The organism is Pararhodobacter zhoushanensis (genome assembly GCF_025949695.1).
Taxonomy (GTDB): Bacteria; Pseudomonadota; Alphaproteobacteria; order Rhodobacterales; family Rhodobacteraceae; genus Pararhodobacter; species Pararhodobacter zhoushanensis_A.
In genome coordinates this window covers 2,458,450-2,484,632 of sequence record NZ_JAPDFL010000001.1, presented here as the reverse complement: position 1 = coordinate 2,484,632, position 26,183 = coordinate 2,458,450, and the positions used below count along the sequence as shown (strand labels likewise).

Here is a 26,183-nt window from a genome sequence, read left to right as displayed (position 1 = left end):
GGAGAGAGTGATGGATATCCTGCAGCTGTTCTGGAATCTTGTCCCCGTCACGCTGGTTCAGGGTCTGACCTATGCGCTGATCGCGCTGGCGATCATGATCCCGTTCCGCATCCTTTCGGTCCCTGATCTGTCGTCCGAGGGCGTCTTCCCACTGGCCGCCGCCGTCGCCGCCGCCCTGCTCAGCGCCGGGGCACACCCGTTCATCGCCACGGCTTGCGCGGTGATTGCGGGCTTCCTTGCCGGGATGACCACGGCGATGATCCATCTGAAATTCAAGGTCCATTCCCTGCTTGCCGGGATCCTGACCGTGACAATGCTGTGGAGCATCAACCTGCGTATTCTGGGCCGCCCGAACGCACCGATCTTCGGCATCGAGACGCTCTATGACTGGATCAGCCCCGGCATCCTGCGCAGCCTGCCGTTGCAGATCACCGTCGCCGCCGCGCTGGCTGTCGCGCTGGTGCTGGCGCTCTGGTGGGTCTTGCAGACCGACTTGGGGCTGGGCCTGCGCGGCATCGGCGCGAACCCGCAACTGGCCCCGGCGCTGGGGGTCAATCTGGTGCTCTATACCGCCGGGGGCCTCGGCCTTGCGTCGGGCATCAGCGCGCTGGCCGGGGCGTTGATGGCGCAATCGCAGGGCTATGCCGATGTCGGCATGGGCGTGGGCATGCTGGTAAACGGCCTCGCCTCGGTCATCATCGGCGAGGCGATCACCGGACGCCGCACCCTGCTGCGCCAGATCGCGGCCCCCGTCGTGGGGGCGGTGGTCTATTATCAGCTTGCCTCGCTCGCGCTGGCGCTGGGTCTGAACCCGTCGGACCTGAAACTGGTCACGGGCCTGTTCGTTCTGCTCACCATCGGCTGGCCGGTGCTGATCGGTCGCAAAGTCTCGGGGGCCGGGCTGTAAGTCTGCCACCGCAAAATTAAGGAAAGATGTATGACGCCCTCGCAGAAAACCCGGATCGGGGTGGCCGGTTACGGGTTTATTGGCCGCGAACTGTGCCGCCTGATCCGGGACACGCCCGACTGGAACCTTGAGCTGGCTTTCGTGTGGAACCGCGACAAGACCAAGCTGGCCGGGCTGCCTGCCGACCTGCCGCTGGACGATCTGGACATGCTGGCCAGCCGCCAGCCCGATCTGGTGGTCGAATGCGCCCACCCCGCCGTCAGCGTGATCCATGGCGCGGCCATCCTGCGCGCGGCGGATTACCTGCCGCTGTCGGTCAACGCCTTCGCCGATGCCGCAACCGAAGCGCGGCTGGTCGCGCTGGCCAAGGCGCAGGGCCGGCGCATCATCATTCCGCATGGGGCACTGATCGGGCTCGATAACCTCGTCGAGATGCGCGAGATGTGGCAGGAGGTGACCATCACCTTCCGCAAGAACCCGGCCAATATCGACTTCACCGACACCGACATCAATCCTGCGCTGATCACCACGCAGACAGTCGTCTATGACGGCCCGGTTCGCGGGATTGCGGCGCTGTTTCCCCGCAATGTCAATACGATGACCACCTGCGCGCTGGCCACCGTAGGGCTGGACCGCTGCCGTGCCGTGCTGATCGCCGACCCGTCGCTCACCGTGGCCATCGCCGAGGTCCGCGCGGTGGGCAAGGACGGCTCGCTGCACCAGTCGCGCAAGGTTCAGCCGGTGGTCGGCGTCTCGGGCACCGAGATGCTGGCAGCGCAAGTCGGCTCTATGCTGCGCGCCGCCGGTGTCGCGCAGCCGGGGTTAAGCTTCGCGTGAAGGCCCAGCCCGACCTTGAGGCAAGCCTCGATGGCGACGCGCTGAACGCTGCCTATTACCCGGTCACGTATGGCGGCCTGACGGTGTTCGCACAGCGCATGACGGCGTCTCGCGATGCCTCGGATCGGGCACTGGCAACGCGGCCGGTGCAGGCCGGTCTGTGCTATGATCCCGCCAGCGGCCAGTGCCTGGACCTGTTCCCGGCTGGCCCCGGCTGCCCGCTGGTGGTGTATATCCACGGCGGCTGTTGGCGCGCCCGGTCGCGGGCCGAGTCGCGCTGTCCCGCCCTTGGACTGGTCGGGCGGGCATCCGCGTTGCCACGCTCGGCCACGCGCTCCCTAACGCCTCGCTGGTCGAGATCACCCGCCAGTGCCGCGCGGCGCTCGCCTATCTGTGGCACATTGCGCAGGCTCTTGGCATCGACCGCAGCCGCATCATCGTCACCGGCATCTCGGCGGGCGGGCATCTGGCGGCGATGCTGATGGTTGCCGGCTTTGCCACCCAGTCCCGCGCTCTCCAGCACGTCAGGAGCAATGCGAGACTGATGAAACTCCCCGGCCGCGATTATTTTGATGCCGCGCTGGATCTGGCCGATCCTGACAGCCCATTGTTCAAGACCCTCGTGTCGCTTATCCCGAAAGAACCGCGCAACCTTAGGACGGCCCCGCCAATGACCGCCCCACCAATACCCGCCCCGCCAATGCCCGCTCCGACTGTCAAACCCGCCCCCGAGGATGCGCGCATCCCCGTTCCGTTTGAAGTTCATGAACTTCTCTCGCATCTGCTGCGCCGCGCGCATTTTGCCGCCGAATCCGCCTTTCCTGCCGCCTATCCCGGCCTTGAAGTCACCTCGCGCCAACTGGCGCTGCTGTTTGCCATCAACCGCAAGCCCGGCTCAAGCCAGACAGAGCTGGCCGAGGCCGTCGGCTTTGACGCCAACACCTTCAGCGATCTGGCCAAGCGCAGCGAGCGCAAAGGATTGCTCGAACGCATCCGGTCGGCTGAGGACCGGCGCGCCTTTGGTCTGTATCTGACCCCCGAGGGCCGCGCGATGGTTGCCCAAGCCGCCGCGCTGACTCCGGCGTATCAGGCAGGTCTTGCCAAAAACTTAACGCCCGAGGACGCGCAGCAGCTTGTCGTCCTGCTGCACCGGATGCTCGGGCTGCGCTGATCACCGCTGACGGGCGCGACAAAACTCGGCGTCGCGGTCGCCGAACCCCCGTCGCACGCTACATAGCCCCCTGTTGGTCACCAACGGCCAATGTCAGATCGCAGAGGGCTGCCATGAACCGAATCATCTATATCGTCGGCCTTGTCGTCGTTGTGTTGTTTATCCTGAGCTTTTTCGGCTTGCGCTAAGCGTTCCTCGCCCGTTGGCCACTTGGCGCCGCGGGCGAGACCCCTCTGATCCGCGTCACAGCATCCGCAGCAGCGCCAGTCCCGCCAGCAGCGCCACTGCCGCGCCGATGGCCAGTTCGAGGACGCTCAGCGCCTGCCCCATCCCGCGCCCCTGCGGCAGCGCCAGCACGATCCCGCGCCGCATCAGCGCCGAGGACACCGCGGCGAACAGCGTCACCATCATCGTGCCCAGCCCCATCACGAACGCGCCGATGATCCCCATCGCATCCAGATCCAGCCGCCAGGTCAGGATCAGCAGGAACAGCGCGCTGGTGCAGGGTCTGAGCGCGATGCCGACGATCAGCACCACCGCCTCGCGCCAGCTTTGCGCGGCCAGCACCGCCTGAGGGTCGGGGCCATGGGAATGGCCGCACTGCGCGTCGTGATGGTGGTGATGGTCGTGCACCGGCGCGCGCAACCGCCGCAGCCCGCGCCAGACCAGCATCAGCCCCAGCAGGCCGATCACCGCGAAAGAGGCAGGCTCGATGACCGCTGCCAGCCCCTCGACCCGGTCACGCGCGCCGCCCAGCAGCCAGACCCCGGCGTAGACCGCCAACACCGCCACCGCCGCTTGCGAAAGGCTCGACAGCGCCGCGATCAGCGCCAGCCAGCGCAACGACGCGCCCGAGGCCGCGCCGTAGGCCGCCATGACCGCCTTGCCATGGCCCGGCCCGACCGCGTGCAGAAACCCGTGCGCAAAGCACAGCGCCAGAAAGCCGGTGACCGCGCCCGGCTGGCCCGCGCGCAGCGCGCGCAAGGCCCCTGCCAGCGCATCCTGTGCCTCGCGCTGCCAGACGATCGCGCGTCCGGCCAGCCAGCCGGGCGCGCCCGAAGCGACCAGAACCACGGCCAGAACCGCAACAACGATCAGGGCAATCAGGGCTGTGCGGCGCATGTGATGCTCACGGTATCGGCAAAGGCGCCGCCGACCTGCGGTTCATTCGCACCCGACATCAGATCGGCTTCGGTCAGACTGCCCATCGCCTGCTCATAAAGTTGCTGCGCCGCCTCGACATCGGGCGCCTGCGTGGCGATCCGACAATCGCTGCGCCCCTCGATCACCGGCGCGCCGGTCAGGGCGTAAAAGCTGTAATAGCTGGGATCGTAGACCTGCAGCGTCAGGCTGTCGGCGGCCACCGGCGCGACCAAGGCCCGCTCGAACGACACGATCAGTTGCCCGTCGCGATACGCCGCCTGAACCCCTTGCGGGCCGCCCAGCGCCACCGGAGTGTTGGCGTGATGCAGATAGAAATGACCGTCAAATTCGGGTGGCCAGTGGGAATAAAGGTCGCTCAGCGCCGCGATCTCATCATCGCCGAGCACCCCGTCACCATCGCCGTCCATTCCCTGATCGGCGAGAATCAGCATCGAGGTGAAATCGTCCCACGCCCAGACAAACCCCACCGCCGCCAGAGCGCCGCCCGCGTCGACGCGCAGGGTCAGCGTGGTGTCGATGAACTCGTGCGGGTGCGCCACGGCGCGCAGCGGGGCAAGGCCCAACAACGCGACACAGGCAAAAGGGGACAGGTTCCGGTGCATGGCGCTTTGGTAGCCGACGCGCACGGACAGCACCAGTCACAGCTTAGCGCGCGACGGCCAGTCCGTCGGCGTCGGTACTCAGTTCGGTGCACACGACCAGAATCCGCGCATCGACCGCCCCTGCCGAGGCATATAGATGCCCCCGTGCGCTGTCGAAATAGAGGCTGTCACCCTGCCGCAGCGTGACCGGGGCCTTGCCCTCGGCAAACACGGTCACCGCGCCCTCCAGCACCAGCAGAAACTCCTGCCCCGGATGGCGCACGAAATCCTCGAAATCGACCAGATCATGCGCTTTGAGCGAGCCCATCATCGGCACCATCGCCTTGTTGCGGATCTCGGGGAACAGCATCTCATAGACGTAATTGGGCGTTTCCTGCCGCTGGAACGTGCCCTTGGGGGCCACGGCGAAACTGCCCTTGGCAAAGGACGTCCCCTCGGCCGAGAAGAACTCGGACATATCCACGCCGATGCCGCGCGCCAGTTGCAGCATGCGGTCATAGGTCAGCGACATCAGCCCGCGTTCGGCCTTGGAAATGGTGGAAACGGCCAGCCCAGAGCGTTCGGAAAGCTCACTCAGTGTCCAGCCCCGATCCCGGCGCAGCGCATGCAGACGGCGGCCGAATTCGGCGCGCTGGCTGTCTGGCGATTCGGCAGTGGCAATGGGGCTGATGCTCGACATGCAGCAATCATAGGCGGTTCGGACGGCCGCGCAAATCATTTTTCGTATCGGAAAATTTTCTCTTTCCTATACGCAAATTCATGCTAGCGTCCTGACCAAAGCAAGGAAAGTTGGACGATGGTGACGGCACAAATGCGGGGAATCGTGGTGATTGGCGGCGGCATGGCGGGGGCTTCGGTCGCGGCCGAACTGGCGCTTGCGGGGCAGGATGTGCTGCTTGTGGAACGCGAATCGCAGCCCGGGTATCACACCACCGGACGCTCGGCGGCGCTGTTCGCGCCGACCTATGGCCCGGCGGTGATCCGCGCGCTGACCCGCGCCTCGATTGCTGCCTTCAACGCGCCGCCAACCCCTGAGCGCCCGCACCCGCTGCTGCGCCAGCGCGACGTGCTGTTTCTGGCGCGCCCCGATCAGCAGGCCGAGCTGGAGGCGATGCAGGCCGAACTGGGCGCTGCGGTCAGCCTGATTTCACCCGATGCCGCGCGCGCCCTGTTGCCGATCCTGCAAGACGACTATCTGGGCGGCGTTCTGCTGGATCAAAGCGGGGCCGACATCGACGTCGAGGCCCTGCACCGCCATTACCTGCGCCAGTTGGGCACAACGGGCGAGGCGCGGATGAAGACCGAGGTGACGGGCCTGTCACGGGACGGTCAGGGCTGGCGGATCGAGACGCCGCAGGGCGAGATCCGCGCCGAGATCGTGATCAATGCGGCCGGGGCATGGGCCGATGTGCTGGGTGAGATGGCGGGCGCAGGCACGATTGGCCTGACGCCCAAGCGCCGCACCGCCGTGCTGGTCTCGCCGCCCGCTGGCTGCACGGTCGAGCACTGGCCGATGGCGGTGGACATCGCCGAACAATTCTACCTGCGCCCTGATGCCGGAAAGCTGCTGCTGTCACCCGCGGACGAGACCCCCTCGCCCCCCTGCGATGCGCAGCCCGAAGAGCTGGACGTCGCCATCTGCATCGACCGCATCCAGACCGCCTTTGACCTGCCCGTCCGCCGGATCGAGCATAAATGGGCCGGTCTGCGGTCCTTCGTTGCCGACAAGGCCCCCGTCGCCGGGTTCGCGCCAAGCGCGCCGGGGTTCTTCTGGCTGGCGGGCCAGGGCGGCTATGGCATTCAGAGCGCCCCGGCGCTGGCGCGCACCGCTGCCGCGCTGGTGCTGGGCCAGCCGATCCCCGACGACGTCGCCGCTGAAGGCGTTACCGCTCAGGCCCTCTCTCCCCTTCGCAAGGCGCTTGCCGCATGATGTACATCATCCCCCTGATCGGTGCTGTGTTGCTCGCCTCGGGCCTCGCCATTGCCTATGTGATCGGCGGGGCAACGGTGCTGACCTTCTGGGCCACCGACAACACGCGCTATCTGGCGATCCTGCCGCAGCAGATCTTCTCGAAGATCGACGTGTTCGCGTTGATGGCGATGCCGCTGTTCATTCTGGCCGGGGAAGTGATGAACCGGGGCGGCGTGACGCGGGTGCTGATCCGGCTGGCGATGGCCATTGTCGGGCGGATGCCGGGCGGGCTGGGGCATGTGAACGTGCTGACCTCGGTGTTCTTTGCGGGGATCTCGGGTTCGGCTGTGGCCGACAGCGCGGCAGTGTCCAACACGCTGGTCCCGGCGATGACCGAGCAGGGCTACAAGCTGCCCTATGCGGGCGCGATCACGGCGGCCTCGTCGATCATCGGGCCGATTGTGCCGCCCTCGATCATCATGATCTTCTACGGTGCACTGATGGGCACCTCGGTCACCGCCCTGTTCATCGCCGGTATCGTCCCCGGCCTGCTGCTGGCCGGGGCGCTGATGCTGCTGAACGCGTTCTTCGCCTGGCGTGACGGCCATCCGCGCCTGAGCCGCGCGGAACTGCCCGCCTTCTTCCCTACCCTGCTGCGCGCCCTGCCTGCGCTGTCGATCCCGGTGATCATCGTCGGCGGCATCGTCTTTGGCTGGATGACCCCGACCGAAGCCGCCGCCGTCGCTGTCTTCGCCGCCACGCTGGCCGGGTTCTTCTACGAGCGCTTCGGGATCGCCACCCTGTGGGAAGCCCTGAAACGCACGGCGATGCTGTCGGGTTCGATCTTCATGCTGATCGCGGCGGTGTCGGCACTGGGCTATCTGGGCGCGCTGGAACGCCTGCCCGAAGCCATTGCCGCCAGCGTGACCGAACTGGGCCTTGGACCGCTGCAATACCTGATCCTGCTCAACGTGATCTTCCTGCTGGCGGGGATGGTGCTGGATATCCCCGTCGCGCTGGCCCTGCTGGTGCCGCTGCTGGCCCCGGTGGCCATCGCGCAGGGGGCCGATCCGGTTCATCTGGGCATCGTTTTGTGCTTCAATCTGTCCATCGGCCTGATCTCTCCCCCGCTTGGCGGCTGCCTGTTGGTGGTCTCGACCGTGACGGGGCTGAACTACTGGCGGCTGGCACGCGCGGTGCTGCCCTTTCTCGCCGCTGAAATTCTGGTGCTGGGCCTGCTGGTCTGGCTGCCGGACCTGACCCTCTTCCTGCCGCGCCTGATGGGATTGATGGGCAACTGAACCACGCAAGACCACGACAAAAAACAACATGGAGGCTCTAATGACACTGAAACACCTGCTGAAAGCCGCGAGCGTTATCGCGCTCATCACCGCCTCGGGCGCTGCCCAGGCGCAGATCAAGGTCGCTCTCGACAGCCCCGCCGATCTGGACGGCTCGGGCACCTATGTCTGGGCGCATACCTTTGCCACCTACCTCAACGAGCATGGCATGGAGGCCGAGGAATACCAGCGCGGCGCTCTGGGCGGTGACGATGAGGTCTTTGATCAGGTCACCCAGGGGCTGGTCGAGGTGGCCATGGCGCCGCTGGGCATCGCGTCCTCTATCGACACGATGATCAACGGGCTGCGCCTGCCCTATTTCTTCTCGGGGATCGAGCAGATCGACCACGCGCTTTATGACAACGGCATGCTGGCGCGCATCAATGAGGGGATCACCCCGGCGGGCGTGCGCATTGCCAGCATCGTGACCGTCGGGCCGGCGGCCGGTATCTTCAACACCCGCCACCCGATTGCCACGATGGCCGACATGGCCGACCTGCGCATGCGGGCGCTGGATCAGGCGCAGATCGACCTGTTTCAGGCCTGGGGCACCACCGGTACCATCGTCAGCTGGGCCGAAGTGCCCAACGCCCTGCAGACCGGCGTGGCCGATGGCTATGTGAACCCGGCCTTTGTGCCCTTGCTGTTCGGGCACACCGAGTTCCTGCACTACTACACCCCCGCCGACATCATCACCTCGATGCGCAGCGCGATCATCTCGCAAGACTGGTACGAGGGGCTGTCGGACGAAGAGCGCACCACCGTTGACGGCGCGATTGCAGCGGCGACCGAGGCGAACCGTGAATGGCTCAGCACCCAGACCGGCGTGCATGAGCAGCTGGAAGCGGCAGGCGTGACCATCACCGAACTGACCCCTGAGGCACGCACCGAATTCCAGGATGCCTCGGCTGTCACCTACACCACCATCGTCAACGCTGACGAGCTTGCCGCCTGGCAAGCCGCCATCGCCGAGTAACAGGAGCGCGCGCGATGCTGGCGAAAACTGCCCGTGGACTGGACCGGGTGTCATCCACCCTCAATGCCGTGGCGATTGTCGGCGCGGTGCTGGCGGTGCTGACGATGGTCTATGCCGCAGGCTGGCAGGTCATCGCGCGCTATTTCCTCTCGGCCCCGCCGGTCTGGACCGAAGAACTCGCCCGTCGGGCGATGGTCTGGGCCGGTATGCTGGGGGCCTCGGTCGCGTTTCGCGCCGGGGCTGACCCCACGCTCTTCCCGCAGGCCGTGCTGTTGCGCGGCAGGCTGGGCGCGCTGTGGACCGTGCTGCGCGGCGCAGGCGTTCTGCTCTTTGCCGCGCCGATCCTGTGGTTCTCGCTCTATGGCCCCGGCATGAACCCCGCGCGCGGGTTTCTGGGCCGCTCGCTGGGCCGCACCGCCGAAATGATCCCCATCCCGATGATCTGGTTCACCGCCGCCGTTCCCGTGGCTTTCGCGCTGATCCTGATCCATCTGGCCGCAAAACTGGCGCTTTCAGCGACGGGTCAGACTGACCCCGCGCTTGAGATGCGCGACGGAAAGACCCCATGAAGACCTTCATTGCCTGCCTTGCCACCGAGACCAACAGCTTCTCGCCCCTGCCCACCGCCTTGTCGGGCTTTGAAGAGGGCATGATCCACCACGGCGACGCCACCAAAAGCGCGCCGAAATACTGGACCGGCGCCATCAACCTGTGGCGGACCGAGGCCGAAAAGCGCGGCTGGGAGGTTGTCGAAAGCCTTGCTGCCTTTGCCCAGCCTGCCGGTCTGACCCTGCGCAAGGTCTACGAGGATTTCCGCGACGAGATCCTGCGTGACCTGAAAGCCGCGATGCCGGTGGATATCGTGCTGCTGCAACTGCATGGCGCGATGATCGCCGATGGCTACGATGATTGCGAGGGCGACCTGATCACCCATATCCGCGCCATCGCCCCCGATGCCAAGATCGGCGGCTCGCTGGACCCGCATTGCCACCTGACCGAAGCGATGCTCACCCAGGCCACCGCGCTGATCTGCTTCAAGGAATATCCCCATATCGACATTCTGGAACGCGGGGCCGAGCTGTTCACCCTGTGCGCCGATGCTGCGATGGGCAAGACCAACCCGGTGATGCGTGACTATGACTGCCGCATCATCATGGCGATGCCGACGCCCGAAGGCCCGATGCGCGCCTATGTCGACGCGATGACGGCCCGCGAATCCGAGCCCGGCGTGCTGTCCCTGTCGCTGGCGCATGGCTTTCCGTGGGGCGATCACGAGCGTACCGGCGCGCGGGCGCTGGCGATCACCGATGGCGACCCGGCACTGGCCGAGAAGATGGCGCGCGAGCTGGGCGAAAAGCTCTGGGCCGAGAAAGAGGCAATCTTTCAAGAGGTTCTGAGCATCGACGCGGCGCTGGACCGCGCCGCTGGTCACAATCAGGGCCCCATCGTGCTGGCCGATATGTCCGACAACCCCGGCGGCGGCGCACCCGGTGACAGCACCTTCATGCTGCGCGCCATGCTGGAACGCGGGCTGACCTCGGTGGTGTCGGGCCTCTACTGGGACCCGCAACTGGTGCGGCTGGCCGAGGACGCCGGCGAAGGCGCCACCCTGCCCGTCCGTCTGGGCGGCAAGACCGGGCCGATGTCGGGCGATCCGCTGGACCTGACCGTCACCGTCAAGCGCATCGCCAAGGGCCTTACCCAAAGCTTCGGCGCGCTGCCGGTAGAGCTGGGCACCACCGTCTGGCTGAGCATTGACGCGGGCACGCCCGATCCCAGCGACAACATCGATCTGGCCGTCAATGATGTGCGCACCCAGACCTTCCACCCCGAGGCCTTTACACAACTGGGGATTGAGGTTGCGAAGAAGCGGCATGTTGTGGTCAAGTCCTCGAACCACTACCGCGCGGGCTTTGCGCCCATCGCCAGCACCATCATCCCCGTCGCCCCTCCGGGCGCAATCACCCCGGATTTCACCGCGATTCCGTACAAGAAACGCGCGCTGAACTACTGGCCCAAGGTGGAGAACCCCTTCGCATGAGCAACACGCTGATGGCCGAACGCGACGCCTTTCTGGCGCGCCACCCCGAAACCCGCCTGACGCTGGACGGCCGCGACTGGGGTCTGATCGACACCGGCGGCACGGGCGATGTGTTTTTGTTCCTGCCCGGCACGCTGGGCCGCGCGGATGTGTTCTTCAAGGTGATCGAACCTGTGGCCGCGCATATGCGCGTGCTGGCGGTATCGTACCCTGAAAGCGGCGGCGTGGTTGATTGGGCGGCCAGCCTGATCTCCCTGCTCGATCAGCTTGGCGTGGCCAAGGTCTCGCTGCTCGGCTCGTCGCTGGGGGGCTTCGTCGCGCAATACTTCGCTGCCACTTATCCCGAGCGTGTCAGCCACCTGTTCGCCGCCAATACCCTGCATTCGCTCGCCGGGATCGGCGAGCGGCCGCCCTATTCGTCGGACCTGTGGACTGCCCCCATCGACGAGCTTCGCCGGGGTTTCGCCATGGGACTAACCGCCTGGGCCGACGCGCATCCCGACCAGCGCGAGGTGATCGACTTCCTGCTGGCCGAGGCCGCTGGCCGCATCCCCGAGATGGAAATGCGCGCCCGTCTGGACGCGCTGAAAACCGGCCCGGTGCTGCCGCCGCTCAGCAACACCGCCGACACGGCCACCACCATCGAGTCGCTGGATGATCCCCTCATCCCCGCACCGATGCGCGCCGCCGTGCGCGAGCGCAACGCGCCGGGCCATTCCTATCGCTTCCTGTGGGGCGGGCATTTTCCTTATCTGGTGCGCGGCGACGTCTACGCGAACCTGCTGCTCTCGCGCCTGGGGCGCGTGCCCATGGGCGGCGAATGGGCTGAAAACGACGGGGTTTTTGAAGCATGAAGATTCTTTCCAACGCCGATGTCGCAGACCTGCTTCCCATGGCCGAGGCGATCGAGGTGATCGACACCACCATGCGCGGCGTCTCGGACGGCAGCGCGCAACTGCCGCTGCGGCATGTCGTGCCCGTCGGCGGGCCGAACATGATGGGCGTGATGTCGGGCTCGCTGGCGGCCCCCAGTTGCTACGGCGTCAAGCTGGTCAGCCTGTTCCCCGGCAACCCTGACAAGGGCCTGTCCGGCCACCGCGGCGCTGTCGTGCTGTTCGAGGCCCAGACCGGCGGGGCCGTGGCGATGATGGACGCAGGGCTTCTGACCGCGATCCGCACCGCCGCCGCCAGCGCCGTTGCCACCCGCGCCTTGGCCCGGCCGGAGGCCGAGCGGCTGACGATCATCGGCACCGGCGAGCAGGCCGAGCATCACCTCGCCGCCATGCTGGCCGTGCGCCCCATCGCCCATGTCCACATCGTCGGCCGCCGCGCCGAAAAGGCGGCGGCGATGGCCGTCCACGCAGGGCACCAGTATCCGGCGCTGGTGATCACGCATGGCACCGATGTGCAAGCGGGGATCAAGGGCGCGGATATCATCTGCACGGTGACCAATTCAGCGACGCCGGTGCTGCAGGGTGACTGGCTGGAACCCGGCCAGCATGTGAACATCGTCGGGGCCTCGATGGCTGCCAAGCGCGAGGTGGATGCTCAGGTCGTCAAGCGCGCCGCCTATTTCTTCGACTACCGCCCGTCGTTGCTGGCGCAGGCCGGTGAGATCGTCGAGGGGCTGAAGGATGGCACGCTCACCGAAGACGACCTCAGCATCGAGATCGGCAGCGTTCTGGCCGGTGCCCCCGGCCGCAGTTCGGCGCAGTCGATCACCGCCTATCGGTCGCTGGGAGTCGTGGCGCAGGATCTGGCCGCGGCCCAGCATGTGCTGGACCGCGCGGTCGCTGAGGGACGCGGGCAGGATGCCGCGTTCTGATCAGTTCAGGATATCGCTGAGCAGACCGACGATCGCCAGAATCTGCATCGTTTCGCTGTCGACCAGCACCACCTGATTGTTGACGATCTGGTACTCGCGCCCGCGGGGCGCGGGGCCAAACCGATAGCCTTCGCGCCACTCGAAGCGTTGGCCGCGATGCCCATAGCCACCGATACGGGCGTGCCGATCATGACGGTCATAACGGTCGCGGTCATAATAACCGTCGCGCCGGTCATGGCGGTCATGGCGCCCGCCGTGGCGCTCGTCATGGCGACCGTGGCCGCGTGCGCCACCGTCCGGGCAACCGCGATCACCATAATCGCAGCGCGAATAGCCTGAATGACCGCCCCGGTCTGCCGAGGCGGTCGGAACAAAGGCAAAGGTGCTGAGCACGGCAACACCGGCAATCACAATGCGTTTCATCGGTATCTTCCTGTTCATGGGGGCGGCCTGTCCGACATCGTCAGCCCGGCCACCTGATCAGCGGTACAACGCACGCAACCCGCCGCCGGGTCCAGCGTTGGTTTGACACTGGGCGTCTCTCCGCCGGTCGCTTTTCCGCGCAGGGCGATTGACAAGTCTTTCTTGCCGATCCAGCTGTTTTCTTGATGGTCCTTGTCCCAAGACAGCGGCAGGATCGGCAGCAACGCTTCAGGGGAAGAGAACCGATATGAAACATGGTGGACAGCTTCTGGTCGAATGTCTGGTGGCGCTGGGGGCACGCAAGGCCTTCGGCGTGCCCGGAGAAAGCTATCTGGCCATGCTCGACGCCCTGCACGACACCGGCGGTGCCTTGGACTTCATCAATTGCCGAAATGAGGGGGGTGCCGCCTTCATGGCCGCCGCCTGGGGCAAGCTGACCGGCCAGCCCGGCATCTGCATGGTGACGCGCGGCCCTGGCGCGACCAATGCCTCGATCGGCGTGCATACCGCGATGCAGGACAGCGTACCGATGCTGCTGTTCGTGGGGCAAGTTGGCACCGACATGCGCGGGCGTGAGGCGTTTCAGGAGCTGGACTATCGCGCGGTCTTTGGCACCATGGCGAAATGGGCGGTCGAGATCGACGACGCCGCCCGCATCCCCGAGATCCTCTCGCGCGCCTGGATCACCGCCACCACCGGCCGCCCCGGCCCCGTGGTCATCGCCCTGCCCGAGGATATGCTCTCAGGCCCCGCCGATTTCCCCGCGCTCACCCATGCGCCGGTGATGACCGCCCCCGCGCCGACCGCCGAGGCCGTCGCGCAGGCGCAGGCCCTGCTCGCCGGGGCGCAGCGCCCGCTGATCCTGCTTGGCGGCACCAGCTGGACCGACGAAGGCCGCGCCGCGCTGCAGGATTTCGCGCAGACCTCGGACATCCCCGTCGTCGCGGCTTTCCGCTATCAGGATCAGGTGGATAACCACTCGCCCGCCTTTGTCGGTGAGGCGGGCGTCGGCATGCCCCCGCATGTGCGCGGGCTGATCCAGAACGCCGATGTGATCCTGGCGCTGAACATCCGCTTTGGCGAGATGACGACCGACGCCTACACGCTGCTCAGCGTACCGATGCCGACACAAAAGGTGATCCACGTCCACGCCTCGGATCGCGAGATCGGCAAGGTGTACCAACCCGCGCTCGGCATCCACGCCGGGCATAACGCCTTTGCGCAGGCGCTGCACCCCGTCCAAGGCGGCTGGGCCGACTGGCGTGCCGACGCGCGCGCCGCGTACGAGGCCAGCTTTGACGCCCCCGCCCAACCCTCGCCGGTCGATATGGTCGCGGTCAGCGCCCATCTGCGCGACGTGCTACCCGATGATTTCATCACCACCAACGGCGCGGGCAATTTCACCGTCTGGCCCAACAAGTTCCTGAAATACGGGCCGAAGGCCCGGATGCTCGGGCCGCAATCGGGCGCGATGGGCTACGGCTTACCCGCCGCCATCGCCGCCAAAGTGGCCTACCCGGAGCGGTGCGTGGTCTGCTTTGCCGGTGACGGCGATTTCCAGATGAACTGTCAGGAACTCGCCACCGCCGCGCAATACGGCGCGCAGCCCATCGTGCTGATCGTCAACAACGGCATCTACGGCACCATCCGCGCGCATCAGGAACGCCACTATCCGGCGCGCGTGTCCGGCACCACGATGATCAACCCCGACTTCGCCGCCCTCGCCCGCGCTTACGGCTTTCACGGTGAGCGCGTCGCCACCACCGCCGATTTCCCCGCCGCGTTCGAGCGGGCGCTGGCGTCGAAAACCGGCGCGGTGCTCGATCTCGACATCTCGCCCGAGGCCCTGACCCCGCGCCAGACCCTCAGCCAGATGCGCGCCGCAGCCCAAGCCGCCCAAGGAAAATCATGAGTGCCATTCGCCTTGGTGCCGATATCGGCGGCACCTTCACCGACATTGCGCTGGAACACGCAGGCGCGCTCTATTCCACCAAGCTGCTGACCACCTATGCCGCGCCCGAACAGGCGCTTCTGGACGGGATTGAGATCGTTCTGGCCGACGCGGGGCTCAAACCCGCCGACCTAGATCTGGTCATCCACGGCACCACTTTGGCCACCAACGCGCTGATTGAGCGCCGCGGCGCGCGCACGGCGTTTGTGACGACCGAAGGGTTCCGCGACGTGATCGAAATGCGGACCGAGAACCGCTTTGATCAATACGATCTGAACCTCGTGTTGCCCAAGCCGCTGGTCCCGCGTGAGGATCGTTTTCCTGTTTCCGGCCGCATCGGCGCGCAGGGGCAAGAGCTGGCACCGCTGGATGAGGCCGCGCTGGAAACCATCGCCCAGACCATAAAATCGCAGGATTTTGGCGCGGTGGCGATTGGCTTTCTGCATTCCTATGTCAACCCCGCGCATGAGGAACGCGCCCGCGAAATCCTGTCGCGGGTGCTGGACCTGCCTATTTCGATCTCTTGCGAAGTTTCGCCGCAGATGCGCGAATTTGAACGCTTCAACACCGTCTGCGCCAACGCCTATGTCCGCCCGCAGATGGCCGATTACCTTGCCCGCCTGCAGGTCCGCCTCAAGGACATGGGCGCGCGTTGCCCCGTGTTCATGATCCACTCGGGCGGCGGCCTCATCTCGGTCGAAACGGCGGCGCAGTTCCCCGTCCGGCTGATCGAGATCCGGTCCTGCTGGCGGCGCAATCTTTGCCGCCGATGTGGCGCAGCGCTTTGAGCTGGAGAAGGTGGTCAGCTATGACATGGGCGGCACCACGGCCAAGATCTGCCTGATCGAGAATTTCGCCCCCAAGACCGCCCGCAGTTTCGAGGTCGCCCGAACAACCCGTTTCGCCAAAGGCTCGGGCATGCCGATTTCGATCCCGGTGATCGAGATGATCGAGATCGGCGCAGGCGGCGGTTCGCTGGCCTGGGTCGACGCGATGGGCCGCATCCAGACCGGCCCGGAATCGGCAGGCTCGGAACCCGGACCCGCCTGTTACCAACGCGGCGGCACCCATCCGGCGATCACCGACGCCGATCTGGTGCTGGGCAAGCTGGACCCCGACAATTTCGCCGGTGGCAAGATTGCCCTGTCGATGGACAAGGCGCAAACCGCCATCACGGCCGATGTCGGCACCCGCCTGTCGCTGGACCCCACCGCCGCCGCCTTTGGCATCTGCGAGGTGGTGGACGAGAATATGGCCAATGCCGCCCGCGTCCATGCGGTCGAGAACGGCAAGAATATCGCCGACAACACCATGGTCGCCTTTGGCGGTGCCGCCCCCCTGCATGCCGCGCGGCTGTGCGAAAAACTGGGCATCGACCGCTGCCTGATCCCGCAGGGTGCGGGCGTCGGTTCGGCCATCGGCTTCCTGAAAGCGCCCTTCGGGTACGAGGCGCTGGCCTCGCGCGTCCTGCCCCTGTCGCGCTTCGATGCGCCCAGCCTGAACGCCCTGCTCGACGGGCTGAAAACCACCGCCGAGGGCTTCGTGCGCACCGGCTCGAACGGCGTGATCACGCGCGCGGTCACCGGCTACATGCGCTACGCCGGGCAAGGCTGGGAAATCCCCGTGCCGCTGCCCGACCGCGCCTTTACGGCGCAAGATGCCACGCTGCTCGCCACCAGTTTCCGCGAAGCTTACGCGCGCTTCTTTGGTCGCGCGATTGACGGGCTGGACGGGCTCGACATCGAAATCGTCACGATTTCGGTCAAGGCCGAAGACCAGCGCCCCGCCCCGCCGACAACCGCGCTGACCACTGGCCAGCGCAGCCACAACGCTACGCAGCACCGCCCGGTCTTTGACCCGGCACAGGGTGCCGCCCTGCCAACCGCGCTTGTCGCCCGCGACGCGCTCACCCCTGGCGACCGCATCGCAGGCCCCGCCGTGATCAGCGAGCGCGAAACCTCGACCGTCGTCACCTCACCCTTTGATGCGGTGATGCAGGGCGACGGCAGCCTGCTGCTGATCCGCAAAGAGGCCACGCAATGACCGCCATCACCGAGATCCGCCTGCAAGTCATGTGGAACCGCCTGATTTCCGTCGTGGAAGAACAGGCGATGACCCTGATCCGCACCGCCTTTTCCACCTCGGTGCGCGAGGCGGGCGATCTGTCGGCGGGGGTCTATGACCCGCAGGGCCGGATGCTGGCCCAAGCCGTCACCGGCACCCCCGGCCACGTCAACACGATGGCCGAGGCCGTGGGAAATTTTCTGGCCGAAATCCCACGCGAGGACATGTTTCCGGGCGACACCTATGTCACCAACGACCCGTGGAAGGGCACCGGCCACTTGCACGACATCACCATGGTCTCGCCGTCGTTTCTGGGCGACCGGCTGGTCGGCTTTTTCGCCTGCACCGCGCATGTCGTGGATGTAGGCGGGCGCGGTTTTGGGGCCGACGGGAAATCGGTGTATGAGGAAGGCATCCAGATCCCGATCCTGAAATTCGCCGAGCGTGGTCAGGTCAACAGCACCCTGATCCGCCTGTTGCGCGCGAATGTTCGGGAACCCAATCAGGTGGTTGGCGATTTCTACTCGCTTGCCGCCTGCAATGAGGTCGGCCACCGCCGCCTGATCGACATGATGCAGGAAATCGGGCTCGACTCGCTCGACAGCCTTGCTGATTTCATCTTCACCCGCACCCGCACCGCCATGCTGGAGCGCTTGGCCACCCTGCCCGCCGGCACCTGGTCCAGCACCTTGACCACCGACGGCTACGACGCCCCCGTCACGCTGGCCTCGACCGTGACCTTGCGCCCGGACGGCGTGCATGTCGATTTCACCGGCACCGACGCGCCCAGCCGCTGGGGCATCAACGTGCCGCTGATCTACACCAAGGCCTACGCCAGCTATGCCCTGAAATGCGTTGTCGCCCCGGATATTCCCAACAACTGGGCCTCGCTCGATCTGGTCACCATCGCCTCGCCGGAAAATATCCTGAACGCGCAACGCCCCGCGCCCGTCAGCCTGCGCCACGTCATCGGCCATATGGTGCCCGACCTGATCCTCAACGCGCTGGCGCAGGCCCTGCCCGGCCAGATCCTTGCCCAAGGGGCGGGCGCGCTGTGGAACCTGCATATCTCGGCCCGTCCGGTCGCGGGCACTGAGGGTCGCAAGGCCGAGATCCTGATGTTCAACTCGGGCGGCATGGGTGCGCGGCCGGGCCTTGACGGGCTGGGCGCGACCGCCTTCCCCTCGGGCGTGATGACCATGCCGGTCGAGGCGACCGAGCAGACCGGCCCGATAATCGTCTGGCGCAAGGAACTGCGCGCGGACAGCGGCGGTGACGGGCAGTATCGCGGCGGCCTTGGTCAGCGGATCGAGATCGCGCCGATGCCGGGGCACGAGTTCGACTTTTCGGCCATGTTCGACCGCGTGAACCACGCAGCCGAGGGCCGCGATGGTGGCAGCTCCGGCGCGCCGGGCGGGGTGGCGCTCGACGATGGCACAAGGCTGAAACCGAAAGGCTGGCAGCACGTCCCCGCCGGTCGGCGGCTGATGCTGACCCTGCCCGGCGGCGGCGGCTTTGGCGATCCCGCGAAGCGCGCCCCGGCAGCCCGCGCCGACGATCTCTCCAAGGGCTACGTCACCGCGCCCAAAGACTGACCCAGCTTGACCGCGCCCGCCCCGCAGGCGCACCAAGGCACCACACATCTGTAAGGAAATCCCATGACCAACCCGCGTTTCGACACCCTTCTGATCACCGGCGCGGCGGGCAATCTGGGCCGCGAACTGCGCCGCGGCCTTGCCCCGCTGGCCCGCAAACTGCGCCTGCTGGACCGCGTTGCGGTTAGCGACCTGCAAGCCAATGAAGAGATGGTCGCCTGCGATCTGGCCGATATGGACGCCGTCATCGCCGCCTGCGAGGGCGTTGACATGATTGTGCATTTCGGCGGCGCGCCGGTCGAGAAACCGTGGCAAGAGGTGCTCGACAGCTCGATCCGCGGCTCGTACCACATCTATGAGGGCGCGCGCAAACACGGCGTCAGCCGCGTGGTCTATGCCTCGTCCGTGCATGCCATCGGCTTTCACCAGATGGAAAGCCACATCGACGCCCGCTCGCCCCACCGCCCCGACACGCTCTACGGTCTGTCCAAATGCTTTGTCGAAGATCTCGGCAGCCTCTATTGGGACAAGTTCGGCGTCGAGAGCGTCATGGTGCGCATCTTCTCGTCCTTCCCCGAGCCCGCCGACCGCCGCCACCTGTGGTCCTTTCTGACCTACAATGACTGTGTGCGTCTGGTCAGTGACGCGCTGACCGCCCCGCGCGTGGGCCACACGGTCGTGTTCGGCATGTCCGACAACAAGGTTAAAGTCACCGACAACCGGCTGGCCAATCACCTCGGCTACCGCCCGCAGGAGTCGGCCGAACCCCACCGCGCCCGGATCGAGGCGACAGTGCCGGTGCAAGACCCCGACGCCCCTTCGACCCGTTGCCTTGGCGGCGCCTATGTCGATTTCCCGCACCCTGACGACGAGCCCTCGAAATGAAAGACAGCTATGACGTGGTGATCGTCGGCGGCGCGGTGATCGGCGCGTCGGTGGCGTATTTCCTGACCGCCAACCCCGATTTCACCGGCTCGGTGCTGGTGGTCGAACGCGACCCACGTTTCGCCCAGGCCTCGACGGCGCTGTCGGCGTCGTCGATCCGCACCCAGTTCTCCAACCCGATCAACGTGCAGATCAGCCAGTTCGGGCTCAGCTTCATCCGCGACTTCGCCAAGGTGATGCAGGTCGGCGACGACCGGCCCGACCTGAACTTTCACGAATCCGGCTATCTGTTTCTGGCCAATACCGATGCGCAGGCCCAGATCCTGCGCGAGAACCACGCCGTCCAGCGCGCCTGCGGGGCCGATACGGTGCTCTGGTCGCAGGCCGAGCTGGCCGATGCTTTCCCGCATCTGCGCGTCGATGACATCGTGCTGGCCTCTTACGGGCGCTCGGGCGAGGGTTGGTTCAACAACACCGGGCTGATGAACGGCTTCCGCGCCAAGGCCCGCGCGCAAGGTGCCGATCTGATCCATGATGAAGTGGCCGCGATCACCCGCGACGGCAGCTCAATCAGCAGCGTCACGCTGAAATCCGGCGCGGTGATCAGGGCAGGCATCGTGGTGAACGCCTCCGGCCCCCGCGCCGGACTGACCGCGCGCATGGCTGGGCTGGATGTCCCGGTCGAACCGCGCAAGCGGACGCTTTTTGTGCTGGACTGTGCGAAATCGCCCGAAGGCTCGGCCCGTGTCGCCGGGGGGCGCTTGCCGTTGATGATCGACACCTCGGGCGTGTTTATCCGGCCTGAGGGGCGCTATTTCCTGTCCGGCGCCGTGCCGGTCGACGACCCCGCCGTCGATTTTGACGATTTCACCCCGCGCTATGAAGAATTCGAGGACATCATCTGGCCCGCGCTGGCCGAAAGGTCCGAGGCTTTCGAGGCGATGAAGGTGATCAACCAATGGGCCGGGCATTACGATTACAATACCCTTGACCACAACCTGATCGTCGGCCGCCATCCCGAGGTCACCAACTTCCTGTTCGCCAACGGATTTTCCGGCCATGGCTTGCAGCAATCCCCCGCCGTTGGCCGTGCCGTCTCCGAGCTGATCACCTATGGTGCCTACCGCAGCCTCGATTTCACGCAAGTCGGCTATGAGCGCATCGCGGAAAACCGCCCGTTCCTGGAAAAAGCGGTGATCTGATGCGCACCCGCCGATGAGCCCCCGATGAGCCGCGACGCCCGCCTGCCGCCCCTGAACGCCTTGCGCGTGTTCCACGTCGTCGCGCGGCACAAAAGCTTTCGCGGCGCTGCGGACGAGCTGCGCGTCTCGCCGCAGGCGGTCAGCCAGCAGATCAAACTGCTGGAAGACACGCTCGGCACCCCGCTGTTCGACCGCAAGGGCCGCACCATCGAGCCCAATGAACAGGCGATCCTGCTTTCCCACTACGTACAGGCCGGGTTCAACGAGTTCGAAGAGGGCGTGCGCCGCGTCACCAAAACCACCCAGCGCACCCGCATCAACGTTAACGCCAGCCCCTATTTCGCCACCCGCTTCCTGCTCGACCGCATCGCCCGCTTCCGCGCCATCGTCCCCGACGCCGATCTGCGCCTGACAACCATGGTCGATCTGCCCGACTTCATCGCCGACGACGTCGATGTGGCGATCCAGTGGGGCTTTGGCGACTGGCGGAAGTTCGAGCCCGTGTTGCTGATGCGCGACCCCAAGATCCTCTGTTGCATTCCCGCATTGGCAGCGCGCCTTTCCACCCCCGCCGATCTGCTCGACCTGCCGCTCTTGCACCCGGTTCTCTCTACCGAGCTCTGGTCAAACGTCCTGACCCATCTGGGCGTCGACGCCCGCAGCAAACCCGCCGACATCCGTTTTCAGGACGCCGCCACCATGCGCCGCGCCACGCTGGCGGGCCTTGGTGTCGGCCTCGTCTCCACCATCGACGCGCTTGAAGATCTGGCCACCGGCAGTCTGATCGCCCCTTTCGGGCCCGATGCCCTGCGCAGCATGCCCGCAGCCCAGATCCCCGGCTTCTACCTTGTCGTGCCGCGCGCTCACCGCCGCCTGAAATCTGTCGCCGCCTTTTGCGACTGGGTCACGGGCGAGGATTGGACACGCCTTCCGTAATCCTGACCACAGTACTCAGCCCTGCGTGCCGCAATCGCAGCCTCATTGATCACTGGCCCCACCCAGCGCAGTCTTCCGTGGGCAAGCGTGTGAAACACACTCTCCTCAAATTGCACGCGTTTGCCGTGAACCGGCAGGCCGAACAGGCCACCCGCTAGCCTGCTCTCAAAATGTAGCCGCGCAGCGATAGGCGGCGGCTCAGACACCATCTGGCTCACACCGAAACACAGATCCGGTATCGCGCGAAAGTCACCCTCCAGCATCGACCGGTATCCTCCCAGACCCAAGCGTCGCCCATTGTGCTCAACCTCGCCATGCGCAACATCACCCAAGCGGTCCCAATCCTGCGCCTTCAGAATCGCGACGTCGCTGGCATAAGAAGGCCGACAGGCCCTGCGCCGTTCTGGTCTGCTCTGCGTTCGCGTTCACGACCGATAACGCTGGACACTATGATAACCGCACCCGTGACAAATCCTGCGGCCTCACCGGACTGGAACGAAACCACACGCGCCACGTCTTGCGGAATCGCCAGACGACCCAACGCGGTTTGGCTGACAAACTGCGCACCCAAACCCGCCTCGCGCGGCTCGCCGGGCAGATCAATCGCGCCCGGTGCCACCGCGTTGACGCGAATGTGCCTGCTGCCCAGCACTTTGGCCCTCCCCTGCGTCTACAGCTCCAGTGCTGCCTTGTTCGCCCCGAACATCGCCGCACCGCGTCGTGGCAGCACCGCATTGACCGAAGAGATAGTCACAATCGCAGCCCCCGGATGGAGATACGCTAAGGCCGACGCCTGCAGCGAAACAGGTCCGACACCATTCAGTTCCCAGATGCCGTGCAATTCTTCTGCCGAGACGCCTTTTTCGAGCAACGCCTGCGTTATTTACCATTCCATACAACCGTCCGAACCGCTCGATCACCGCGGCAATGACAGTGTCAAAAGCCCCCTACGCTGTTATCCCGACATAAATCCATCGCGATTGCACGCCCCTGCCCGCGTGCACCCCCGCAACCAATGCGACCCTGCCAAAAGCGCTACACCCTCCTTCCGTCGCAATTACCAGTGTGCGATTCAAATCTTAAGATCAGCTTAAAACAGAGCGGTTTGGGGTGTCCGGGACAGCCTGCGCAGCCACGACCACACGTGACCTCATAAGGCACTGATCACGCAGCCAAATCAAAGACGAGAACACCATCGACACCACCAATCGCGCTGTCGATCAACCGGGCAGCGATGGCCAGATGCCCGGGGTGTTCGGCATACAGTTTCAGATCGGCCCAACTGTCAAAATCGATGAAAAAGCCATGCATAAACCCTTTCTCCAATGCCTCCGGGCTTTCTGATCGGCCGCCGACAAAACCATGCGCACCCGGCAATCTGTCGACCAGGGCAGAGAGCTGCGCATAAAGAGCCGCGATAAGATCTTCATCCGTTTCTGGTTTGAATTTAGTCAAGACACTATGACGGATCACGGTTTTTCCTTCTCAATCGCAAAGCCTTGCCGAGCCTGCCATTCTTTGCCCGTCAGCGAAAGCCGGTTATCGCCGCGCTCTCTCAACGCAAGCCGGGGCCTTTCCCTCGTGCCCTGCGCGCGCCATGATACGGAAAAGAGGAGTCGCGATGCCCCTGTCCCCTGTGCCACTGCTGCGCGCCCTGTTTGACCGGGCGGTCGAAGTTGCTGACCCGATGCGCTCGCTCGCGGCTCATCTCCCGCCCAAACCCGCAGGCCGGGTTGTGGTGGTCGGTGCGGGCAAGGCCAGCGCGCGCATGGCCGAGGCGGTCGAGGCCGAATGGGGCCCCTGCGAAGGTCTGGTGATCACCCGCTACGGCTATGGCCGCCCCTGTCAGGGCATTGAAATCGTTGAAGCTGCGCATCCGGTGCCGGATCAGGCTGGCGCCGATGCGACGGCCCGGATGCTCGACCTTCTGCACGGGCTGGGCGCGGATGACTTTGTGCTCGCCCTGATTTCGGGCGGGGCGTCTGCGCTGCTGATTGCGCCGTGTGAGGGCATCAAGCTGGACGAGAAGAAGGCGGTTAACAGCGCCCTCCTCGCTTCTGGTGCGCCGATTGACAAGATGAACACGCTGCGCAAACACCTGAGCCGGGTCAAGGGTGGCCAGCTGGCGGCGGCTGCCTATCCTGCGCAGATGTTGGCGCTGATGATCTCTGATGTCCCCGGCGATGATCCGGCCTTTATCGGGTCGGGTCCGACCGTGGGCGATCCATCGACGCCCGAGGACGCCCGCGCCGTTCTGGCGCGCTGGCACGTAAGCGTCCCGCCGGCGGTGACAGACGCGCTCAATCGTCCGACCGGCGTGATCCCCCCGGCGACACGCGCCTGTCGCGGGTAGAAAACCGGATCTACGCAGCCCCTGCGCAGTCGCTTGCCGCCGCTGGCGCGCTGGCGACGGCTCACGGGTGTCAGGCACGTCACCTTGGTGACGCGCTCGAAGGGGAAGCGCGGGACGTTGCGCGCGCGATGGCGGCCCAAGCCCTTGCCTTGCAAATGACGCTCTCCCCAGGGGAAGCGCCGCTGGTCCTGCTCTCAGGCGGCGAATTGACGGTCACCCGCCGCGGTGATGGCATCGGCGGACCCAACGCCGAGTTCTGCCTTGCCCTGGCCCTTGCCCTCAACGGCGCACCCGGTATCTACGCCATTGCCTGTGACACCGACGGCGTCGATGGCGCAGCCGAGGTCGCCGGGGCCCTGATCGGCCCCGACATTTTGAATGGCCAGCGCGCCGCAGCCGAGAGCGCCTTGGCCCAGAATGACGCCCACAGTTTCTTCGCCCGCGTGGGTGCGCAGGTTGTCACCGGCCCGACCCTGACCAATGTCAACGATTTCCGCGCGCTCCTGATCGAACCCCTTTGACGGGTTCCGCTGGGAACGTCATGCTCGCGCCCACACATGCTAGTTGAACGCCACATTTCTTACCATTTGTTGAATCGAGGCGCCTCATGACCGTTTTTTCCCGCCGCACGCTACTTATGACAGCGGCCGGCCTGCCGCTGTCCCTCCCGGCCTTTGCCAGCACCCCATCGCGGCTGGGCGAAGTGCTGGAAACCACCGGCCCGGGCGATCTGATCCGCGATGGCCAAAGGCTGCCCCTGGCGCCGGGCCTCGCGTTGCAGGACGGTGACACCGCAGAGACGGGTGACAGCGGGCTTGCCTTGTTGTTGCTCGACGAGCGCACCCGCATTGCACTGGGCACCAACAGCCACATTGAACTGGCCACTTTCCTGTCCGAGATCGGCGGCACCATACGTGTCGGCGGCGCCATGGTCTTTGACCGGCCAGACGATTTGCCCGCGCTGGACGCACGCTTTGTCACCGCGTTCGGCGAGATCGGTGTGCGCGGCACACGGTTCTTCGTCGGTTGGTCGCGGGGCGATTATGCGGTTTTTGTCCAGCGCGGACAGGTCAGCGTGTCGAATGCCGGCGTGACCCGCCTGCTGAATGCGGGCGAAGGATGCACCCTGTCCGACGGCGCACCGTCCGAGGTCACCCTATGGGGCGAGGCGCGCATCGACGAGGCCTTCGCCAGCCTCGGCCTGTCGCGCGACTGACACCGCCTGAGGGCTTTACGCCGGATGCCGCCTGCGGCACCATTGCCGCACCAAAGGGGACGGCATGCGCAATCGCGGGTTCTGGAAATCCTTCGCGCTCTTTTCGGGGTTGTCCCCGGATGCGCTTGATGCCGTCGCCGCAACAGCGCGCGCGCGCCATTGGCGCAATGGAGAGCTGCTGTTTCAACGCCATGACCCCGGCGATTGGCTGGTCGCGCTCGAAAGCGGGAGAGTGCGGATCTCGCTGGTCACGCCGGGCGGGCGCGAGCTGGTGCTGCGCCACTCTGAACCGGGTGAAATTCTGGGGGAGATGGCGCTGTTCGACAGTGCCCCGCGTTCGGCCGATGCCACGGCCGTGGGCGCTGTCAGTGGTTTTGTTCTGGATCGCAGCGCGTTTCACACATTGGCACAGGCTGACACAGGGTTTTACCGCTCGGCGCTGGCGCATCTGTCCGGCATGCTGCGCAGCACCACGTTGCAGCTTGAATCCATTGCGCTTTATCAGCTTCGCGGGCGGGTCGCGCGGTTCTTGCTGATCACGCTCGAACAGCTGCACGGGGCCGATATTCCCGAGGAGGCCGGGCTTTCGCTGGGCCTGTCGCAAGGAGAGCTGGCCGCCGTTCTGGGCGCGACCCGGCCCAAGGTGAACCGCGTCTTGCAGGATTTCCGCGACGAAGGGTTGATCATTGACGACGGACGCAGCTGGCGGTGCCATGTAGCCGGGCTGCGGGCCGAGGCCGGATCGGATGGCTGAAACCCCGCGCCGTCCGCTGGCCGGAGGGG

The 26,183-nt window shown here is 65.8% G+C and carries 27 protein-coding genes and 1 pseudogene; 20 read left to right on the top strand and 8 right to left on the bottom strand.

Annotation, left to right across the window (positions count from 1 at the left end; genetic code table 11):
* Nucleotides 1-10: 10 nt before the first annotated feature.
* From OKW52_RS12500 to OKW52_RS12490, 3 genes are all read left to right on the top strand, one after another.
* Nucleotides 11-907: an ABC transporter permease gene (locus OKW52_RS12500; RefSeq protein WP_264506002.1), complete on the top strand. Its 897-nt coding sequence runs from the start codon at nt 11-13 to the stop codon at nt 905-907.
* Nucleotides 908-937: 30 nt separating this feature from the next.
* Complete coding sequence (locus OKW52_RS12495; protein ID WP_264506001.1) at nt 938-1,744, top strand: aspartate dehydrogenase domain-containing protein; 807 nt, start codon at nt 938-940, stop codon at nt 1,742-1,744.
* A gap of 247 nt (nt 1,745-1,991) precedes the next feature.
* A complete protein-coding gene (locus tag OKW52_RS12490) occupies nt 1,992-2,915 on the top strand; it encodes a MarR family transcriptional regulator (RefSeq protein WP_264506000.1) in 924 nt (307 codons plus the stop codon).
* Nucleotides 2,916-3,158: 243 nt separating this feature from the next.
* On the opposite strand, the gene OKW52_RS12485 is transcribed toward OKW52_RS12490, so the two are convergent.
* From OKW52_RS12485 to OKW52_RS12475, 3 genes are read right to left on the bottom strand one after another with little or no spacing between them, the layout of a single operon-like run.
* Nucleotides 3,159-4,037: a nickel/cobalt transporter gene (locus OKW52_RS12485; protein WP_264505999.1), complete on the bottom strand. Its 879-nt coding sequence runs from the start codon at nt 4,035-4,037 to the stop codon at nt 3,159-3,161.
* A complete protein-coding gene (locus OKW52_RS12480; RefSeq protein WP_264505998.1) occupies nt 4,019-4,705 on the bottom strand; it encodes a DUF1007 family protein in 687 nt (228 codons plus the stop codon). The genes OKW52_RS12485 and OKW52_RS12480 overlap by 19 nt, the downstream gene beginning before the upstream one ends.
* 19 nt (nt 4,706-4,724) lie before the next feature.
* Nucleotides 4,725-5,360: a helix-turn-helix domain-containing protein gene (locus OKW52_RS12475; protein ID WP_264505997.1), complete on the bottom strand. Its 636-nt coding sequence runs from the start codon at nt 5,358-5,360 to the stop codon at nt 4,725-4,727.
* Between the two features lie 117 nt (nt 5,361-5,477).
* Here OKW52_RS12475 and OKW52_RS12470 point away from each other — a divergent pair, with 117 nt between their 5' ends.
* From OKW52_RS12470 to OKW52_RS12440, 7 genes are read left to right on the top strand one after another with little or no spacing between them, the layout of a single operon-like run.
* Nucleotides 5,478-6,611 carry an NAD(P)/FAD-dependent oxidoreductase gene (locus tag OKW52_RS12470; protein ID WP_264505996.1) on the top strand — a complete coding sequence of 378 codons (1,134 nt, stop codon included), beginning with the start codon at nt 5,478-5,480 and terminating at the stop codon, nt 6,609-6,611.
* Entirely contained in the window at nt 6,608-7,894 is a 1,287-nt protein-coding gene (locus tag OKW52_RS12465; RefSeq protein ID WP_264505995.1) for a TRAP transporter large permease, read from the top strand. Before OKW52_RS12470 ends, OKW52_RS12465 begins: the two co-directional genes overlap by 4 nt.
* Nucleotides 7,895-7,934: 40 nt before the next feature.
* Nucleotides 7,935-8,909, top strand: coding sequence for a TRAP transporter substrate-binding protein (locus OKW52_RS12460; protein ID WP_264505994.1), 975 nt, complete (start codon nt 7,935-7,937; stop codon nt 8,907-8,909).
* 14 nt (nt 8,910-8,923) lie between these two features.
* Complete coding sequence (locus OKW52_RS12455) at nt 8,924-9,478, top strand: TRAP transporter small permease (RefSeq protein ID WP_264505993.1); 555 nt, start codon at nt 8,924-8,926, stop codon at nt 9,476-9,478.
* Nucleotides 9,475-10,950 carry a M81 family metallopeptidase gene (locus tag OKW52_RS12450; RefSeq protein ID WP_264505992.1) on the top strand — a complete coding sequence of 492 codons (1,476 nt, stop codon included), beginning with the start codon at nt 9,475-9,477 and terminating at the stop codon, nt 10,948-10,950. The genes OKW52_RS12455 and OKW52_RS12450 overlap by 4 nt, the downstream gene beginning before the upstream one ends.
* Nucleotides 10,947-11,804 (top strand): alpha/beta fold hydrolase, encoded by an 858-nt coding sequence (locus OKW52_RS12445; protein WP_264505991.1) that lies wholly within the window; start codon nt 10,947-10,949, stop codon nt 11,802-11,804. The genes OKW52_RS12450 and OKW52_RS12445 overlap by 4 nt, the downstream gene beginning before the upstream one ends.
* On the top strand, nt 11,801-12,775 hold the full coding sequence (locus tag OKW52_RS12440) for an ornithine cyclodeaminase family protein (RefSeq protein ID WP_264505990.1): 975 nt from the start codon (nt 11,801-11,803) through the stop codon (nt 12,773-12,775). Before OKW52_RS12445 ends, OKW52_RS12440 begins: the two co-directional genes overlap by 4 nt.
* On the opposite strand, the gene OKW52_RS12435 is transcribed toward OKW52_RS12440, so the two are convergent.
* Both OKW52_RS12435 and OKW52_RS12430 read right to left on the bottom strand, forming a co-directional pair.
* Nucleotides 12,776-13,198, bottom strand: coding sequence for a hypothetical protein (locus OKW52_RS12435; RefSeq protein ID WP_264505989.1), 423 nt, complete (start codon nt 13,196-13,198; stop codon nt 12,776-12,778).
* Between the two features lie 14 nt (nt 13,199-13,212).
* A complete protein-coding gene (locus tag OKW52_RS12430; RefSeq protein ID WP_264505988.1) occupies nt 13,213-13,422 on the bottom strand; it encodes a hypothetical protein in 210 nt (69 codons plus the stop codon).
* A gap of 23 nt (nt 13,423-13,445) precedes the next feature.
* Here OKW52_RS12430 and OKW52_RS12425 point away from each other — a divergent pair, with 23 nt between their 5' ends.
* The 7 genes from OKW52_RS12425 (at nt 13,446) to OKW52_RS12400 (ending at nt 21,831) form a co-directional block, all read left to right on the top strand.
* Nucleotides 13,446-15,110: a thiamine pyrophosphate-dependent enzyme gene (locus OKW52_RS12425; RefSeq protein WP_264505987.1), complete on the top strand. Its 1,665-nt coding sequence runs from the start codon at nt 13,446-13,448 to the stop codon at nt 15,108-15,110.
* Nucleotides 15,107-15,937: a hydantoinase/oxoprolinase family protein gene (locus OKW52_RS23245; RefSeq protein WP_319800470.1), complete on the top strand. Its 831-nt coding sequence runs from the start codon at nt 15,107-15,109 to the stop codon at nt 15,935-15,937. The genes OKW52_RS12425 and OKW52_RS23245 overlap by 4 nt, the downstream gene beginning before the upstream one ends.
* Nucleotides 15,921-17,192: a hydantoinase/oxoprolinase family protein gene (locus OKW52_RS23240; RefSeq protein WP_319800469.1), complete on the top strand. Its 1,272-nt coding sequence runs from the start codon at nt 15,921-15,923 to the stop codon at nt 17,190-17,192. The genes OKW52_RS23245 and OKW52_RS23240 overlap by 17 nt, the downstream gene beginning before the upstream one ends.
* The gene (locus OKW52_RS12415) at nt 17,189-18,808 is read left to right on the top strand and encodes a hydantoinase B/oxoprolinase family protein (protein WP_264505986.1); all 1,620 of its coding nucleotides are present in this window, start codon (nt 17,189-17,191) and stop codon (nt 18,806-18,808) included. Before OKW52_RS23240 ends, OKW52_RS12415 begins: the two co-directional genes overlap by 4 nt.
* A gap of 63 nt (nt 18,809-18,871) precedes the next feature.
* Nucleotides 18,872-19,693 carry an NAD-dependent epimerase/dehydratase family protein gene (locus OKW52_RS12410; protein ID WP_264505985.1) on the top strand — a complete coding sequence of 274 codons (822 nt, stop codon included), beginning with the start codon at nt 18,872-18,874 and terminating at the stop codon, nt 19,691-19,693.
* Nucleotides 19,690-20,895, top strand: coding sequence for an NAD(P)/FAD-dependent oxidoreductase (locus tag OKW52_RS12405; protein WP_264505984.1), 1,206 nt, complete (start codon nt 19,690-19,692; stop codon nt 20,893-20,895). The genes OKW52_RS12410 and OKW52_RS12405 overlap by 4 nt, the downstream gene beginning before the upstream one ends.
* A 24-nt stretch (nt 20,896-20,919) precedes the next feature.
* Nucleotides 20,920-21,831 carry a LysR substrate-binding domain-containing protein gene (locus OKW52_RS12400; protein WP_264505983.1) on the top strand — a complete coding sequence of 304 codons (912 nt, stop codon included), beginning with the start codon at nt 20,920-20,922 and terminating at the stop codon, nt 21,829-21,831.
* Here OKW52_RS12400 and OKW52_RS23300 read toward each other — a convergent pair.
* The 3 genes from OKW52_RS23300 to OKW52_RS12390 all read right to left on the bottom strand — a co-directional run bounded on the left by OKW52_RS23300 (nt 21,759) and on the right by OKW52_RS12390 (nt 23,304).
* Nucleotides 21,759-22,163: an ester cyclase gene (locus OKW52_RS23300; protein WP_406622254.1), complete on the bottom strand. Its 405-nt coding sequence runs from the start codon at nt 22,161-22,163 to the stop codon at nt 21,759-21,761. The two genes, OKW52_RS12400 and OKW52_RS23300, sit on opposite strands and share 73 nt — an antisense overlap.
* A gap of 20 nt (nt 22,164-22,183) precedes the next feature.
* The gene (locus OKW52_RS12395) at nt 22,184-22,483 is read right to left on the bottom strand and encodes an SDR family oxidoreductase (RefSeq protein WP_264505982.1); all 300 of its coding nucleotides are present in this window, start codon (nt 22,481-22,483) and stop codon (nt 22,184-22,186) included.
* Between the two features lie 512 nt (nt 22,484-22,995).
* Entirely contained in the window at nt 22,996-23,304 is a 309-nt protein-coding gene (locus tag OKW52_RS12390; protein ID WP_264505981.1) for a Dabb family protein, read from the bottom strand.
* Between the two features lie 148 nt (nt 23,305-23,452).
* On the opposite strand from OKW52_RS12390, the pseudogene OKW52_RS12385 reads away from it, so the two are divergent.
* The 3 genes and pseudogenes from OKW52_RS12385 (at nt 23,453) to OKW52_RS12375 (ending at nt 26,154) form a co-directional block, all read left to right on the top strand.
* Nucleotides 23,453-24,705: pseudogene (locus OKW52_RS12385) on the top strand (glycerate kinase type-2 family protein).
* An 86-nt stretch (nt 24,706-24,791) separates the two neighbouring features.
* On the top strand, nt 24,792-25,400 hold the full coding sequence (locus tag OKW52_RS12380) for a FecR domain-containing protein (protein WP_264505980.1): 609 nt from the start codon (nt 24,792-24,794) through the stop codon (nt 25,398-25,400).
* 64 nt (nt 25,401-25,464) lie between these two features.
* A complete protein-coding gene (locus OKW52_RS12375) occupies nt 25,465-26,154 on the top strand; it encodes a Crp/Fnr family transcriptional regulator (RefSeq protein ID WP_264505979.1) in 690 nt (229 codons plus the stop codon).
* The last annotated feature ends 29 nt before the right edge of the window (nt 26,155-26,183 follow it).